This window comes from Streptomyces sp. NPDC050263, assembly GCF_040655955.1.
GTDB lineage: Bacteria > Actinomycetota > Actinomycetes > Streptomycetales > Streptomycetaceae > Streptomyces.
Window position 1 is genome coordinate 1 of record NZ_JBFAKW010000028.1, and the last position, 15,391, is coordinate 15,391.

General features: G+C 72.6%; 14 protein-coding genes and 1 pseudogene. 9 read left to right on the forward strand and 6 right to left on the reverse strand.

Translation table 11 applies throughout. The features are described 5' to 3' along the window. Positions 1 to 89 precede the first annotated feature (89 nt). Positions 90 to 755: a GntR family transcriptional regulator gene (locus AB0J04_RS15405; protein WP_363168909.1), complete on the reverse strand. Its 666-nt coding sequence runs from the start codon at positions 753 to 755 to the stop codon at positions 90 to 92. A 152-nt stretch (positions 756 to 907) separates the two neighbouring features. Between AB0J04_RS15405 and AB0J04_RS15410 the strand changes: the two genes are divergently transcribed. Together AB0J04_RS15410 and AB0J04_RS15415 are read left to right on the forward strand one after the other, a co-directional pair. Beyond that, positions 908 to 2,386 (forward strand): NCS1 family nucleobase:cation symporter-1, encoded by a 1,479-nt coding sequence (locus tag AB0J04_RS15410; RefSeq protein WP_363168910.1) that lies wholly within the window; start codon positions 908 to 910, stop codon positions 2,384 to 2,386. 23 nt (positions 2,387 to 2,409) lie between these two features. Beyond that, a complete protein-coding gene (locus tag AB0J04_RS15415; protein ID WP_363168986.1) occupies positions 2,410 to 3,123 on the forward strand; it encodes an aspartate/glutamate racemase family protein in 714 nt (237 codons plus the stop codon). A gap of 19 nt (positions 3,124 to 3,142) precedes the next feature. Here the strand turns inward: AB0J04_RS15415 and AB0J04_RS15420 are convergent, their stop codons facing one another. Beyond that, positions 3,143 to 3,445, reverse strand: a complete 303-nt coding sequence (locus tag AB0J04_RS15420) for a hypothetical protein (RefSeq protein ID WP_363168911.1) — start codon at positions 3,443 to 3,445, stop codon at positions 3,143 to 3,145. A gap of 227 nt (positions 3,446 to 3,672) precedes the next feature. Here AB0J04_RS15420 and AB0J04_RS15425 point away from each other — a divergent pair, with 227 nt between their 5' ends. The 4 genes from AB0J04_RS15425 to AB0J04_RS15440 all read left to right on the forward strand — a co-directional run bounded on the left by AB0J04_RS15425 (position 3,673) and on the right by AB0J04_RS15440 (position 8,109). Continuing rightward, on the forward strand, positions 3,673 to 4,056 hold the full coding sequence (locus AB0J04_RS15425) for a hypothetical protein (protein ID WP_363168912.1): 384 nt from the start codon (positions 3,673 to 3,675) through the stop codon (positions 4,054 to 4,056). An 18-nt stretch (positions 4,057 to 4,074) separates the two neighbouring features. Next, positions 4,075 to 4,896 carry a nucleotidyltransferase domain-containing protein gene (locus tag AB0J04_RS15430; RefSeq protein WP_363168913.1) on the forward strand — a complete coding sequence of 274 codons (822 nt, stop codon included), beginning with the start codon at positions 4,075 to 4,077 and terminating at the stop codon, positions 4,894 to 4,896. Positions 4,897 to 4,956: 60 nt separating this feature from the next. Further along, positions 4,957 to 5,688, forward strand: a complete 732-nt coding sequence (locus AB0J04_RS15435; RefSeq protein ID WP_363168915.1) for a hypothetical protein — start codon at positions 4,957 to 4,959, stop codon at positions 5,686 to 5,688. 507 nt (positions 5,689 to 6,195) lie between these two features. Then, a complete protein-coding gene (locus tag AB0J04_RS15440) occupies positions 6,196 to 8,109 on the forward strand; it encodes an FUSC family protein (protein ID WP_363168916.1) in 1,914 nt (637 codons plus the stop codon). Here AB0J04_RS15440 and AB0J04_RS15445 read toward each other — a convergent pair. Continuing rightward, positions 8,106 to 9,056, reverse strand: coding sequence for an endonuclease/exonuclease/phosphatase family protein (locus tag AB0J04_RS15445; protein ID WP_363168917.1), 951 nt, complete (start codon positions 9,054 to 9,056; stop codon positions 8,106 to 8,108). The two genes, AB0J04_RS15440 and AB0J04_RS15445, sit on opposite strands and share 4 nt — an antisense overlap. Positions 9,057 to 9,178: 122 nt before the next feature. Between AB0J04_RS15445 and AB0J04_RS15450 the strand changes: the two genes are divergently transcribed. The 3 genes from AB0J04_RS15450 (at position 9,179) to AB0J04_RS15460 (ending at position 11,717) form a co-directional block, all read left to right on the forward strand. Beyond that, entirely contained in the window at positions 9,179 to 10,558 is a 1,380-nt protein-coding gene (locus tag AB0J04_RS15450; protein WP_363168919.1) for an amidohydrolase, read from the forward strand. A gap of 114 nt (positions 10,559 to 10,672) precedes the next feature. Beyond that, complete coding sequence (locus AB0J04_RS15455) at positions 10,673 to 11,386, forward strand: DUF899 domain-containing protein (RefSeq protein ID WP_363168920.1); 714 nt, start codon at positions 10,673 to 10,675, stop codon at positions 11,384 to 11,386. A gap of 154 nt (positions 11,387 to 11,540) precedes the next feature. After that, complete coding sequence (locus AB0J04_RS15460) at positions 11,541 to 11,717, forward strand: hypothetical protein (protein ID WP_363168922.1); 177 nt, start codon at positions 11,541 to 11,543, stop codon at positions 11,715 to 11,717. 4 nt (positions 11,718 to 11,721) lie between these two features. Here AB0J04_RS15460 and AB0J04_RS15465 read toward each other — a convergent pair whose 3' ends face one another. From AB0J04_RS15465 to AB0J04_RS15475, 3 genes and pseudogenes are all read right to left on the reverse strand, one after another. Beyond that, positions 11,722 to 13,617, reverse strand: coding sequence for an ABC transporter ATP-binding protein (locus tag AB0J04_RS15465; RefSeq protein ID WP_363168987.1), 1,896 nt, complete (start codon positions 13,615 to 13,617; stop codon positions 11,722 to 11,724). 270 nt (positions 13,618 to 13,887) lie between these two features. Then, positions 13,888 to 14,334, reverse strand: coding sequence for a hypothetical protein (locus AB0J04_RS15470; RefSeq protein ID WP_363168923.1), 447 nt, complete (start codon positions 14,332 to 14,334; stop codon positions 13,888 to 13,890). A 257-nt stretch (positions 14,335 to 14,591) separates the two neighbouring features. Next, positions 14,592 to 15,263, reverse strand: a pseudogene (locus tag AB0J04_RS15475) (ATP-binding protein); the annotation flags it as partial. Between the last annotated feature and the right edge of the window lie 128 nt (positions 15,264 to 15,391).

Sequence of the window (15,391 nt, forward strand, 5' to 3'; positions counted from 1 at the left end):
GTAGCTCCGCTACGAGGACTCTCGCCCGGCACACCGAGAGCACGCACCGAACGCCGCTCCTTCTCCCACGGAGATCCATCAGAAGCCCCCTAGGCGGACGGTGCTTCGGCGAGGTCTCCGAAGAGGTGCCGGACCGTGGAGCGGTAGTTGGCCTGTACGTGGTGCAGGGCGTGGGCGCGGGCGCGGTCGGGGTCGCCGGAGGCGATGGCGTCGTAGAGCTCCTGGTGTTCGGTGAGGAGTTGGGGCCATTCCTCGTTGCGTCGGGTGAGCCATTGCAGGCGGCCGGCGACCGGTTCCATGACGGAGATCAGCAGGGTGTTGCCGGCCATGGCGAGGAGGCGGTCGTGGAAGCGGGTGTTGATGTCGGTGATCGCCTCCGCGTCCCCGGCAGCGGTGGCGCTTGCCGCGCTTGTCAGCAGTTCGCGCAGCTCGGCGAGGGTTTCCGGGGTCGCCCGGGTGGCGGCCAGGCCTGCCGCGTACACCTCCAACGCCTCGCGCAGTTCGAAGAGTTCCTTGACGTCCGTGGGGCTCAGGGGCCGGACGACGGTGCGGCGCGGGGTCTCGAAGTGGACGAAGCCCTCGGCGACCAGGGCCCGGATGGCTTCCCGGACCGGGACTCGGGAGACGCCGAACCGGTCGGCCAGCTCGCGCTCGACGAGCCGGTCCCCGGGGCGGAGTCGGCCGGCGATGATCTCCTGCCGCAGGGTCCCGAGGACGCGCTCGCGCACCGCTCCGAGCGGTTCGATCTTCGTCATGTGGCCATCTTCGCCGATGCGAGGGGGCTTTTACGGAGCCGTAACGGGACGGACATCGGTCGGAACGCTTGACGGCGGGACCATGTCCGCAGTTTGGTATACCAAAAGACCCGGCCAGTAGTCCTCCTCCGTCCCCTTCCCAGGGAGGCCCCGTGTCCCTCGCCGACAGCGCCGAAGCCACCGACGCACCAGCGTTCGTCCCCGATCCCCGGCTCACCAACGAAGACCTCGCGCCCGCCGAGAAGCGGAACTGGAAGGTCTTCGACCTCTTCGCCCTGTGGATGTCGGACGTCCACAACCTCGGCAACTACACCTTCGCCGCCGGCCTGCTCGTCCTCGGCATGAACGTCTGGCAGGTCTTCACCTCCCTCCTCGTCGGCTTCGTGCTCATCTACGTCGGCATGAACTGGATGGGGAAGATCGGCCAGCGGCACGGCGTGCCCTTCCCGGTGGTCAGCCGCATCAGCTTCGGCGTCTGGGGCGCCAATATCCCGGCCCTGATCCGCGCCGTGATCGCCATCATGTGGTACGGCATCCAGACCTACCTCGCCTCCGTCGCCGTCAACGTGATGCTCTTGGCGGCCTGGCCGGGCCTGGAGTCCTGGACGCACAGCTCCTTCCTGGGCCTCGACGCGCTCGGCTGGATCTCCTTCGTGTCCCTGTGGCTGATCCAGGCGCTGATCATCAGCCAGGGCATGGAGTCGGTGCGCAAGTTCCAGGACTTCTGCGGCCCGGCGATCTGGCTGGTGATGATCGCGCTGGCGATCTGGGTCCTGTCCAAGGCAGGCTGGACCATCTCGCTCACCAGCACCCCGCACCCCGTCTCCGTGGGTGAGCAGTGGCGGCAGTGGTTCGGCGCGATCGGCCTGATCCTCGCCACCTACGGCACGCTGATGCTGAACTTCTGCGACTTCTCCCGCTTCGCCCCCGACTACAAGACCGTCCGCCGCGGCAACTTCTGGGGTCTGCCGCTCAACTCGACGGCGTTCGTGGTCGTTTCCGTGATCGTCACGGCCGGCTCGCTGGAGGTGTTCGGCGAGGCCATCACCGACCCGGCGGAGCTGGTCGCCAAGGTCGGCAACACCTGGGTGCTGGTCCTGGGCGCGCTCACCTTCGCCATCGCCACGATGGGCGTCAACATCGTCGCCAACTTCGTGTCGCCGGCGTACGACCTCGCCAACGTCTGGCCGCAGAAGATCACCTTCAGGGTGGGCGGCATGATCAGCACGGTCGCGGCCCTGGTGGTCACTCCGTGGAACCTGTTCTCCAACCCGACGGTCGTCAACTACTTCCTCGGCGGTCTCGGCGCCTTCCTCGGCCCGCTGTTCGGCGTGATCATGGTCGACTACTACTGGGTCAAGCGCGGCCGCGTCGACGTCAACGAGCTGTTCGACGCCACCCCCGGCTCCCGCTACTACTACCGCAAGGGCGTCAACCCCAAGGCGCTGTGGGCGTTCCTCCCCTCGGCCGCGGTCGCGGCGGTGCTCGCACTGGTGAAGACGTTCAGCGATGTGGCTCCCTACTCCTGGTTCATCGGGACGGCCCTCGGCGCCGGCGTCTATCTGCTGCTGTGCCGCAGTGAGCGGACGGCAGGATCCGTGGCCGCCGTCGAGAAGCCCGCGGAGGTCTGAGAAGCGTGCGCAGTGAGCGGAACGTGCGGATCGTCGTCACCAACTGCAACACCACGCGGGAGATGACCGAGGAGATCGTGCGAGGCGCCCGGGCCGCGGCCGGCCCGGGCACCGCCGTGACCGGGCTGACCCCCGGGTGGGGGCCCGAGTCCGCGGAGGGCTGGCTCGACAGCTACCTCTCCGCGGCGGCCGTCATGGACACGCTGCGGACCTACGACGGACCGCACTACGACGCCGTCGTCATGGCCGGCTTCGGCGAGCACGGACGTGAGGGCGTACGCGAGCTGGTGGACGTGCCCGTCGTCGACATCACCGAGGCCGCGGCGCATCTGGCCTGTCTGCTGGGGCGCCGGTACGGGGTCGTGACCACGCTGGAGCGGTCCTGCGGCCAGATCGAGGACAGCCTGGAGCTGGCCGGGGTGGGCCGCAACTGCGCCGCCGTCGTGGGCACCGGACTGGGCGTTCTCGACCTGGCCGACGCCGACCGCACGGAGACGGCCTTCCTTGCGGCCGCCGAACGGGCTCGGGAGGCGGGGGCCGAGGTGCTGGTGCTGGGCTGCGCCGGGATGACCGGACTGCAGCGCGTGGTGGGGGACAAGCTGGGCCTTCCGGTCGTGGACGGGGTGGGAGCCGCGGTGAAGCTGGCGGAGGCGCTGGTCGGGCTGGGGCTGAGCACCAGCCGGGTGGGCGGCTTCGCGAAGCCGGTGCCGAAGCGGAGGCTCTGGCGAGCGGAGTAGCGCGCGGCAGGTCGGTCGATCAAGGGGACTCCCCGTGTCCGTGGGCCCGTGGGGCGGGTGTCCGTGGGGCGGGTGCCTGTGGGGCGGGTGCCCGCGGGGCGCACTCCTTCAGGAACTCCTCGCTGCGCTCGGCCGCTTCGACCCGCTCGACGCGATAGAGGCGTAGCTGTGGTGCGGCCCGCGCGCGTGGATCGATGCCGAGCCGGTCCGGCGGCCCCAGCAATCGGTGCACCAGCGCGCCGGTCCAGCCCCGCATCCGCAGTCCCGCCAGCGACACATACCGCTGTCCGTCCTCCACGTACCGCTCCACGTGCCTGTCCAAGACCTGCTCCCCCTGACGCACTCCGGTCGTGACGCTCTGTGACGACATCTCCCATTGAAGCGCCCACCACTGACAATCGCCTCGCGCCGGAAACCGTTGGACAACCCCCGCCCTCGCTCACCAGGCTTCCTTTCATGCGGAGCAGGAGCAGACACCTCGGTCGTTTCACGGCGGCGGACTTCTTAGGGGCCACGCCGGAAGTCCCGGCGGGCCCCCGGAGGTCTGCCATGTCCCGAACCGTCCATCACGTCCGTCCACGACACCGCCGCCACCCCGCTGATCGGCCGTACGTACTCGCCGGCACGATTGTCGGCCACCTTCTCGGCGACCTTCGGTACAGCGCACAGGAACTGGCCCGTGCACGTCGTGAGCGGCGTCGCCCGGTCCCGGCTCCGCTGGTGCACGCGTTTCGCGCCCACACCTACCCCCGGAGCCTGAACGAGAAGGTCGACGGCCCGTACGAGTCCCGGGCGCGCGCCGCACTGTCGGTGTTCCGCTCGACCGCCCGCAACCGTCTTCGCGCCGCCCCGCCCGGCGCGCTCCTCTCCGTGGCCGAGGAACTGGACCACCCGCCCACCCGCCACCGCCACGGGAACCTGTGGGACTTCTGAACCGGAGTACGGAAACCGATGCCCTCCGCCCCCTCTCCCTCCGCACCCTCTCCCTCCCGCGCCGACGACGCCTTCCTCGGCGAGGTCACCGCCCGCCTGGCCGCCCTCCCCGCCGTGCGTGCCGTCGCGCTCGGCGGTTCACGCGCGCAGGGCACGCACCGTGCCGACAGCGACTGGGACCTGGCCGTCTACTACCGGGGGTCCTTCGACCCCGCCGACCTCCGCGCCCTCGGCTGGGAGGGCGAGGTGTCGGAGATCGGCGGGTGGGGCGGCGGCGTCTTCAACGGGGGCGCCTGGCTGACGATCGACGGGCGGCGGGTCGACGTGCACTACAGGGATCTCGACGTCGTCGAGCACGAGGTGGCGCAGGCGCAGGAGGGGCGGTTCCGGGTGGAGCCGCTGCTGTTCCATCTCGCGGGGATTCCGAGCTATCTGGTGGTCGCCGAGCTGGCGATCAACCAGGTGTTGAGCGGTGAGCTGCCGCGGCCCGCCCCGTACCCGGCGAAGCTGCGCCGAGCCGCGTGCGACCGCTGGCACGGAACGGCCCGCGCCACGCTCGCCTATGCCGGGGCCAACCACGCGTCGGCCGGCCGGCGTACCGAGCTCGCCGGCGCGCTCGCCGTGGCGGCGGCACAGGTGGGGCACGCGGTGCTGGCGGCTCGCGGGGAGTGGGTGACGAACGAGAAGCGGCTGCTGGAGCGGGCCGGACTGCGGGAGGTGGACGAGTTCGTCGCGCTCGTCGGGAGCGCCGGGGCCGACGGAGCCGGGGCAGCGCTGACGCGGACGGTCGAACAGGCCGAGTCGTTCTTCGCGGAGCGGGTGCGGGCGGCCCGGGCGTAGGCGGACAACCGGCGAATAACCGTTGGAGAAACGGGAGTCACCGTTGTTACGGTCCATCTCGTGGCGAAACTCAATCAGATCATCGCAGTCGAGAAGGGCATCAAGTCCAAGACTCACCAGGACCTGACCACGGCTCATCACGGACTGCAGAAGCCCGCGCTGCTGGCCGGCATCTCGCGGACCTACCAGCCCAAGGACGAGGAGGGTGAGCAGCTGCCGCCCGAGTCGACCCGGGTGCAGGTACAGGCCGAGGACGTGCTGCGGGAGACCGCGGCCACGCTGACCCGGCTGTTCGACGTGACCGCCACGAAGGACTGGGCCAACTGCGCCGCCCGAGCGGATGTGAAGGTGGACGGGCGGGTCCTCGTCGCCGAAGTCCCCGTGTCCTACCTGCTCTTCCTCGAGAAGCAGCTCGTCGACCTCACCGCCTTCGTGCGCAGGCTGCCGGTCCTCGACGCCTCCGAGGCCTGGGTGCAGGACCCGTCCACGGACGCCTGGAAGACCGAGCCGGTGCGGACGCTGCGCACCAAGAAGGTGCCCCGCAACCATGTGAAGGCGGAGGCGACCGACAAGCACCCGGCACAGGTCGAGGTGTACTACGAGGACGTGCCGGTCGGTTACTGGACGACCGTGAAGTTCTCCGGTGCCCTTCCGGCCCGCCGGGTCAACGAACTCCTGTCCCGTCTCGAGAAGTTGCAGCAGGCGGTGAAGTTCGCCCGAGAGGAGGCGAACGGCGTGGACGTCGTGGACCAGCGGGTGGGGGACGCCGTGTTCGGTTACCTCTTCGAGTAACCTTTCAGACCCCCCGGCCCGTTGCGGCCGGGGTGCGCGAGGAGCGCAAACTGAAGCTGAAGCTTGTCATGACGATCGATGAATCTCAGACTCTCGCTCCAGACTCAGCATTCGCCGCCGATCGCCGGATCGACCGGGCCCAGGCCCCCGGACGTCGAATTGCCGGTTCAAGTCCGGCCCGCGCAGCTCGATGCGCGGTGGTCCAAAGGCAGGACGCGACGACATTACGACTGACCTGGGTCCTCAAGCGGTCCGGTGTGCGACATGGGCGGCTCTTCAGGGGCCGGGGGCAGGCTACGCCCCCGGTCCCGCTCCCATTTCCGGTGCCGCGAACGGAATTGCGTTCATAAAGAACGCGTGTTTCGGGCGAAGCGTCACCTCGCCGAAACGCAAGCGTCCCCATCTCTCCAAGACCGCCCCCTACCGTGGACACCGCAGCTCACCGCTGACCCGCCCCGGCCGCCGTCGCCCGAAGGCACACCCCGCCCTCGTCACGACAGGAGCTTCGTGTCCCCGCGCCCGCACATTCCCGCTCGCGCATTCACCACCCTGCCGCCCTGGATCGCCCACGCCCTGCGCGCCCAGCGCGGGCCCGTCCCCTGGAGCGCGGTCACCCGCGGGGCGCTGGCCGCCGGACCGCTGCTGCTGGCCGCCGTCCTCGTCGACCGCACCGGCCTCGGGGTCGTCGCCGCCATCGCCGCCATGCTCGCCGGGATCAACGACCGGCCCGGCAGCCGACGGGCCTCCGTCCGGCGGCTCGGCGCGCCCGCGCTCGCGGGAGCGGGCGGGCTGCTCGTCGGGACGTACGCCGGGGACCAGGTCGGGGCCGTCGCGCTGACGGCCGTCCTCACCGGTCTGGGGCTCCTCGCCGGCGGGATGAGCGCCCTCGGGCCCGTAGCCTCGGGCGCGGGGACGCAGCTGCTGGTCGGCGCGGCGATCGGGGCCGGGATGCCGGTGCCGGAGTCGGGCTGGACCCGGGCCCTCGCCTTTCTCGCCGGGGCCGGGTGGCTGGTCGCGCTGCGGCTCGCGCTGCCCACGCCCGGCGCGATGACCGGCGACTTCCGGTTCGACGGGGAACGGGACGCGGTGGCCCGTGTGTACGACGCGGTCGCCGGGCTGCTCGACGCCTCCGGAACGCAGGCCGCCACCGCCCGCCGCGCCGCGCTCACCGCCGCCCTCGACCACGCCCAGGACGCCCTCGCCGGACCCCGGCTGCGGCGCTGCGCCAGCTCCGCGGCCGAACGGCGGCTGCACGGCCAGTACGCCGCCGCGCTGCCCCTCGCGGAGGCCGCGACCGCGCTCGCCTGGGCCGGGGAGTCCGTCGCCGCGCGGGCCTGCGCCGGGCCCCGCCGGCTCGCGGCCGCCGTCCGCGAGAACACGCACACCGGGCCGCTGCCCGCGCCCTCCCGGTCCGCTCCCGCGCTGCGCGCCCTGGACGACGCCCTGCTGCACGCGGCCGACGCCTTCGACCAGGGCGGCGGTGGCCACCTGCACACCCGTCGGCGCAGCGCCCGCGATCTGCTGCGCACCGCGTTCGGGGCGGGCGGGCGCGAGTACGGGCTCCGGGTCGCCCTCTCCTTCGGCGCCAGCGCCGCCGTCGCCCAGGCCCTCCTCCACTCCCACTGGTACGGGCAGCACACGCACTGGTACTGGCTGCCCGCCACCGCCGTGTTCCTGGTCAAGCCGGACCTGGGGCCGCTGGTGTCCCGGGTGCTGTGCCGGGCCGCCGGGACCGTGCTCGGGGCGTTGCTCTTCGCCGGCTTCGCCGCCGTGCTGCCCCGCCCCGAGGGGCTCGTGGCGCTGGTCGCCCTCTGTGGTGCGCTGATACCGGTCTCCACCCGGCACTTCGCCGCCCAGACCGCCGTCGTCACTGTGCTCGTGCTGTCCCTGGTGATGGTCGGCGGCGAGCCCCAGGCCTCCGTCAGCCGGATCGTGGAGACCCTGCTGGCCTGCGCGATCGTGCTGATCGTCGGGCACCTGCCGATGCCGGGGGAGCGGGGCGGACAGGTGCGCGCCCGGCTGGCCGCCGCGGCGGGCGCCGCGCACGCCTACCTCGCCCATGTCCTCGACGGCCCCGAGGACCGCGCCGCCCGCTGGACCCTGCGCCGCGAGGCCTACCGCACGCTCGCCGAGGCCCGTGCGGCCAGCGCCCTCGCCGCCCACGAACTGCCCGCCCTCGCCCGGCACACGGAGGGCACCGACGAGGTCGCCGCCGTCCTGGAACGGCTCCTCGACACGACCACCGCCTGCGCCGTCCACCTCGACGACACCGGCCGGCTCACCTCCCGGCACCGGCAGCGGCTCGCCGAACTCCTGGACGAACTCGCCGCCGGCCGGGAACGGGTGGGACTGCCGACGTCAGCGCCCACCCCGTCGGTCGCCGTCCACGCCGACGCCCACGCGGTACGGCAGGCCCGTTAGCCGATCCGCACCCACACCGGCGCGTGGTCCGACCCCGGCTCGTTCCTGCGGGTCGCCGGGTTCGCGCCCACCGACGGAAGCCGCAGCTCCGTCTCCGTCTGCGTCCCCGTGCCTGCCGCCGTCAGCCGGTGGACGAGGCGGTGGCTGGTCAGGATGTGGTCGATCAGCTCGCGGCGGCCGGAGTCGATCCGCGAGTGGCGCCGGTCGGCGGGGATCAGCGGGGCCACGTTCCACAGGCGGGCCGCGTCGCCCTTGTCGGGCGCTGTGAACCCGGGGGTGCCGAGCTCCGAGCCGGGCGGGCCCAGCAGGATCTGCGTGGTCGCCGCCTGCACCTCGTCGTTCAGGTCGCCCAGCACCGCCACGTCCCGCTCCCGGCCGTCGCCGGCCAGGAGGTCGTCGGCGAGCGCGCGCAGCGCCGTCGCCTCGGCGGCCCGACGATAGAGGGCGTAGGCGCCGTAGCGGGCCCGTTCGCCCTCGTCGTGCGGGAAGAAACGATCCCCCGGGTAGGACAGCAACTTGGACTTCAGATGTGCCACCGCGACGCGCAGCGGCCCGGCCTGCGTGGTCGTCTCCACCGCCAGGAAGCCGCGGCCCGTCTCGGCCGAGGTCGCCCTGGAGTCGTCCGTCTGCACGGGGCGCAGTACCGTCGGGTACGCGCGCGTGTCGGCCAGTATGTCCAGCGGCGTACGGCTGATCACCCCGACCCGGATGCCGCGGCCGTCGGGATGCGCGGACAGCGCGGCGTGCCAGGTGCCGCCCACCGTCTCCAGCAGGTCCGTCAGCGCCTCCGGCTCCCCGACCTCCTGCACGCCGAGCAGGCCCGGGTCGAGCGCGGTGACGACGGCGGCGAGCGCGGCGAGCTTCGTCTCGTACGCGGCCTTGTCCTTCGGGCCGAACGGCCCTCCGGGCCGGTACAGGTTCTCCAGGTTCCAGGTGCCGAGGAGCATGCCGGGATCCCTCCAGGAGGCGTCCCGGCCAGGGTGCCCGTCCGCCGGGATCGGCGACAGGTTCGGGACAGGATGCGGGCCACGGCTCACGCCGGGACACGACACCGCCGTACGTTGACGCAATGACGCCTTCTCCGACGCCCGTCCCGGGGCCGGCCCGAACCGCGGACCTCGTCATCACCGGCTGCACCGTCCTCACCCACGATCAGGACGAACGCGTCGTGTTCCGGGAGGACGCCGCGATCGTCGTCCGGGACGGGGTCGTGGACGACGTCACCGGCAGTGCCGAGGCGGCCGGGCTGCGCGCCGGTGAGCGCATCGACGCGCGCGGGCAGGTAGCGATGCCCGGGCTGGTCAACTGCCATACGCACGCCCCGATGGTGGCCCTGCGCGGGCTCGCCGAGGATCTGCCCACCGCGGAGTGGTTCAACGACGTCGTCTGGCCGGTGGAGTCCAACCTCACCGAGCAGGACGTGGCGTCGGGCGCGCGGCTGGCGTGCGCGGAGATGATCCGCGGCGGCGTCACCTGCTTCGCCGACCACTACTTCGCCATGGACGCGGTCGCCGCGGTCGTCGCCGAGTGCGGGATGCGCGCGCACCTGGGGCAGGCCTACTTCTCCTCCCAGGGCGATCGGGGCCGCGAGGAGTCACTGGAGTTCGCGCTGCGCCACCGCGGCGGCGCCGGCGGCCGCATCACCACTGCGCTCGCCCCGCACGCCCCCTACACCGTGGCCGACGCCGATCTCGCCGCCACCGCCGAACTCGCCCGCGCCCACGGCCTGCCCGTGCACCTGCACGCCGCCGAGAACCGCGACCAGACCGACACGAGCCTCGCCCGGCACGGGGTCACCCCCATCGAGGTCCTGGAGCGGACCGGCGTCCTCGACACGGACGTCCTCATCGCGCACGGCACCGGCATCCTGGAGCGCGACCTGCCCGTCCTCGCACGCGCGCGTGGCCGTACGGCCGTGGCGAGCGCGCCCCGCGGCTATCTCAAGTTCGGCTGGCCCACCACCACCCCCGTCCGCGCCCTGCGCGAGATCGGCGTGCCCGTCGGGCTCGCCACCGACGGGGCCGCCTCCAACAACTCCCTGGACGTGTGGGAGGCGATGGCGCTCACCGCCCTGGTCCAGAAGTCGACCACCGGCGACCCGCGCTGGCTGACCTCCCGACAGGCCCTGCACCACGCCACGCTCCAGAGCGCACAGGCCGTCGGACTCGCCGGACAGGTGGGCTCCATCGCTCCCGGGCGACGCGCCGACATCGTCCTCGTGGACCTCACCGGACCGCACACCCAGCCCGTCCACGACCTCGCCGCGACCCTGGTGCACAGCGCCCGCTCCTGCGATGTGCGCACCACGATCGTGGACGGACGGATCCTGATGCGCGACCGCGAGCTGCTGACGATCGACGTGCCGGAGGTCGTGGCGGAGCTCGGGGGGCGGATGCCCGCGCTCCTCGACCGCAGCCACGGCCGCCGCATCCAGGAGTACGACACATAGCCGGACCCGCACTTGAGGTCTGTCCGTACGCGAAAAACGTTCCGCGGCAGCGATGAGTTCCGCCGAGCCCGCCGGTCACCCCCTCGAACGGACCGTTGCACAGGAGGGGCAGCCATGGCGCAGCCGGAGCTTCCGGAGATCGTCTCGCGCGCGCGGTGGCGCGCGGCGCGCGAGGAACTGCTGGTCAAGGAGAAGGCGGTGACACGCGCGCGTGACGCGCTGAACGCCCAGCGGCGCGGGCTGCCCATGGTCGCGGTCGACACGGAGTACGTCTTCGAGGGCGGCGACGGCAAGGCGACCCTGCTCGACCTCTTCGAGGGGCGCGCGCAACTCGTCGTCCACCACTTCATGTTCGCGCCGGAGTGGGAGGCGGGCTGCCGCAGCTGCTCGGCGTTCCTGGACCAGATCGGCCACCTGGCGCACCTGAAGGCACGCGGTACCACGTTCGCCGCGGTGTCGCGGGCGCCGTATCCGAGGATCCTGCCGTTCAAGGCGCGGATGGGCTGGACGCTCCCCTGGTACTCGTCCTACGGCAGTGCCTTCAACGGCGACTTCGAGGTCACCCTGGAAGCGGAATCGCAGACGGGCGGCGGGGAGCTCGTCGAGCGGCCCGGGCTCAGCTGCTTCCTGCGGGAGGGCGACCGCGTCTTCCACACCTACTCGACGTACGAGCGCGGTCTCGACGGGCTGGGCTCGGCCACCAGCCTGCTGGATCTGACGGCCCTGGGACGGCAGGAGGAGTGGGAGGAGCCCAAGGGGCGGGTGTCGAGCCTCGGGGCGCCCGCGGGCAGTGCACGCGTGCGATATCACGACGAGTACGAGTTCTGACACGGAGAGTGCCCGAGACGTTCGTAAGGTGACCGGATTCTCACACTCTGCGTTGAACCCGTGTCAACTACGTCTCAGTCCCGCAACCGGGCGAGCCGTACGGCCTTCGAAGAGCGTTAACTCCTACAGGTGCGACGCTGATCGGAGGTGCGAGATGGTGAACGGGCGAACCGTGCTCCAGCGCTTTCCCGCAGGTGGGCCGCGTGGTTCGTGGCCCGCGGAGGAGTTCGCGCACGCGCGGCGCATGGAGGGGCTGCCCGCCGAGGTCGTCATGGACCTGGCCACGGACATGTTCCTGGTGGTCGTCCGGGGCGGCGACGCCGCGCGGTGAGCCGTCAGCCCGCCTGCGACGGGGCGGGCACGGACACCGGTACCGGCACGGGGACCGGCACCTGCGCGGCGAACTGCTCGGCCTGGAGCGCGTACAGCTCGGCGTAGACGCCACCGCTCGCCAACAGCTCGTCCGGGGTCCCGGACTCCACCAGCCGGCCCTGGTCCAGGACGTGCACCAGGTCCGCGTGCCGGACCGACGCCAGCCGATGGGTGATCAGAACCACCGTCTGGCCGCTGTCCGCCAGCGCGCGGATCTTCTCGAAGACCTCCAGCTCGGCCCGGGCGTCCAGCGCCGCCGTCGGCTCGTCCACGATCAGGATCCGCCCGCGCCGGTAGGCCGCCCGTGCGATGCCCAGGCGCTGCCACTGGCCGCCGGACAGCTCGTGACCGCCGCTGAAGTGCCGGGCGAGCAGGGTGTCCAGACCGCGCGGCAGGTCCGCGACCACCTCCTCGGCGCCCGCCTCGGCGATCGAGGCGGCCAGCCGCTCCTCGGTGAGCGGCGCGGCGGACCGGCCGATGGCGATGTTGACCCGGGCCGTGAACGGCCACCGCTTGAAGTCCTGCGCCACCATCGCGACGCGCTCGGCCAGTTGACGCCGGTCCGCGTCCGCCGCGTCCACGTCGTCCCACAGGATCCGCCCCCGGTCCGGCTTGTACAGCCCGGCCAGCAGCTTCACCAGGGTCGTCTTGCCGGACCCGTTCTCGCCGACGAGCGCGATGATCCGGCCGAGCGGGAGGGCGAGGGTGACGTCGTCCAGGGCGGGCCGCGCGGACTCGCCCGGGTAGCCGAACGTGACGTTCTCGAAGCGGATCTCGCGCGGATCCTCCGGAAGCGGCGCACCGCCCACCGGGATCGCCCGCTCGGCCGCCTCCACGTACAGCCGCTGGAGGTCGCCCACGAACAGGGCTTCCTCGTGCAGCTGGTTCACCTCCAGGACAAGGGTGTTCAGGCTCGCGGAACCGCTGCGGATCGCGATGACGGCCGTCCCCGCCACGGCCAGCGCCATGGTCCCGCTGAGCAGCAGCCCGCCGAGCGTGGCGTAGGTCGCCAGCGTCGCCAGGCCCGTCCAGGTCGCCGCGAACAGACCGGTGCGGGCCGCGAGCCGGGCCAGCCGGGCCTGTTCCGCCTCCGCCGTCTCCGACATCGCGCGAAAGTGCCGCAGCAGGAAGGGGCCGACCCCGTGGACGCGGATCTCGGGCGCCGACGCCGGCTCGGTGAGGAGACTGGCGATCAGGTGTCCCGCGCGCGCGTGCTGCACCCAGGTGTGGAAGGACTCGTAGCGGCGCCGGGCGTTCGTCAGGGCGCTCCAGGCGGACGGCAGCGTCATCGTCACCAGCAGCGGCAGCAGGAGCGGATGCAGGACGGTCAGCACGCCGGCCGCGGCGGCCAGCGAGATCATCGCGTTCACCACGCGCGCGCCGTAGCTGATCATCCTGCGGGCGGACTGCGCGCCGTACTGCGCGGTGTCCAGCAGTTTGTGGAAGGCGTGGTCCTCGATGGCGGCGAGCTCGACCGCGGCCGCCCGCTCCAGGTACAGCTCGGTCGCCACCCGCTCCACCTTGGGTTCGAGGCGCCCGGTGGCGTACGTCGACGCGGCCCGCAGCAGCGCTCCGACCAGCAGGACGGCGGCCATCACGGCCAGTGCGGGGGCGGCGTCGCGCAGCCGGTCCTCGATCGGGCCGGCGGCGATCAGTCGGCCCAGCACCGTGTTCATGGCGAGCAGACCGACCGCCTGGGCCACGCCCCGGGCGATCTCGGCGGACAGCACGACACGAGCGGCCCGCGGGTCGGCCTGCCGGGCGAGGCGGAGGCTGGCGGCGAGCAGGGACGGCAGCCGGGTCACCATGGCGCGGAAGTTCAGCTCCAGGAAGGCGTCCCGGTGCTGGTTCCAGCCCATGTCGTAGCGGAGCGGGCCACCGAAGAGCAGCCGCTCCGACTCCGACACGTCACGTTCGTCGGAGCCCTGTGGTTTCCGTGCTTTCCCCGCGTTGTCCGCCCTGTCCGTCCGCCGTGCCTGCCCCACAGTCAGCCTCCCGGTCGCGATCGTGGACGACGGCCACTATTGCGGGACGAGGCGCGTGCGGGCAGGGCGCAGGACGGGGGAGCCGGGGCGCGCGGGCGTGCGCCGGGGACGGCGTCGAAACCGCCTCGTGAAGGGCGGGCGGGGTCAGGCGCTGATCGGCCGTGACCAGGTGGGCGTCGTGCCCGTGAGCCGGCACAGCGCCAGGTAGAGGGGGATCGGCGGGGTGTACGGAAGCGTGCCGTCCGGTCGGTGGATGAGGCCGGGGACGTGCGGGGAGTCGGGCAGGAGCGCGCCCGTGGCGTAGCGCGCGGGGGCGGGCCACTCCAGCGCGTAGTCGGAGTCGGACGGCACCAGCCACCACCAGTGCGCCCGGTCGGCGTAGACGCAGCCCATGCGCGGCAGCCGCGGCATCAGCAGCGGGCCGAGGTGGGCGGGGGCGGAGACGGCGTCACAGCCCAGCGGGGCCGTCATGCCGTCGGGCACGGTTAGTCGGTGCGGCGCTCCGGGGGCCGGGGCGCCGCCCGGCCCGCGCCTGAGGCGGACGAGCGTGTCGAGGGTCAGCACCGGTGCGGGACCGGGCCTGGCGCTCATATGCGTCCCCGCTCGCGACCGTGCTCGAACGGCAGGGGGGCGGCGGAGCGGCCGGGCGTCCATCCGTTGCGGCCCTCGCGCCCGTCGGGCCCGAGGCGCCAGTCGGGCCCGTCATGGTCGGGGGCCCGGTGCCACTGGGGCGCCACCCGGGGGGACAGGCCGCCGGGTATGGAGGTGGGCTTGGCCATGGATCCGGGCGTGGGGTGCGGTCGGGGGACGGCCGAACCGGCCGGCCCGCGGTGACGCTGCTCGGCGTGCTCCTCCTCGTCGCCCGCGCCGTCGGCCGGTCCCGGCTTCGGCGGGGCGCCCCAGCCGAGGTCGTCACGGGGCGCGGCGGGGTCGAGGTGCGGAGCGGCGCGGTCGTCGTCGAGCTCGCCCGGCGTGTCGAGGGCCTCGCCGAGGCCGGCGTGCTGCGGTTCGACGGGGGTGGGCGGGGCGTCGGCCTGGCGGGGCAGGTCGGCCCAGACCAGCAGGCCGGGCCCGTGCTCCTGGGCGCCCCAGGCCTGACAGACGGCCTCGACGAGGAGCAGTCCCCTCCCGTGCTCCTCCTCGGGACGCTGCGGGGAGGGGTGCGGCTCACCCGGCGCGCAACCCTCGTCGCGCACGGCTATGCGGACCAGGTCGCCGCCGTCGTGCAGCTCGCAGACGACGACGTCGCTCGCGGTGTGCACGATCGCGTTGGTGACCAGCTCGGAGACGACCAGGACGGCGGTGTCGCAGGTGTCCTCGCACACCGACCAGCCGCTCAGCCGGGCCCTCGTCAGGCGTCTGGCCTGGGCGGGGGAACCCGGATGGGCGGCCAGTTCGAATCGGAACCGGCGCTCGGCAGCGGCCTGGTCGGGGCCTGCTCCCGCGCTGGCACCGAGACCCTGGGGGCGGCCTGCGGCGGCGTCTGTTCCTAAGGGCGCGGACGGAATCACGCTTGCCACTATCGCCCCGCCGTGAACACTTGGCAAGTGTCACTCTGAAAAATGCAGAGTGCTGTGTGACGCGGTGGAGGGCCGTGGCACACTGCTCGCAACAGCACGCAGGACGGCGCCAATTGGGATCACCGAAG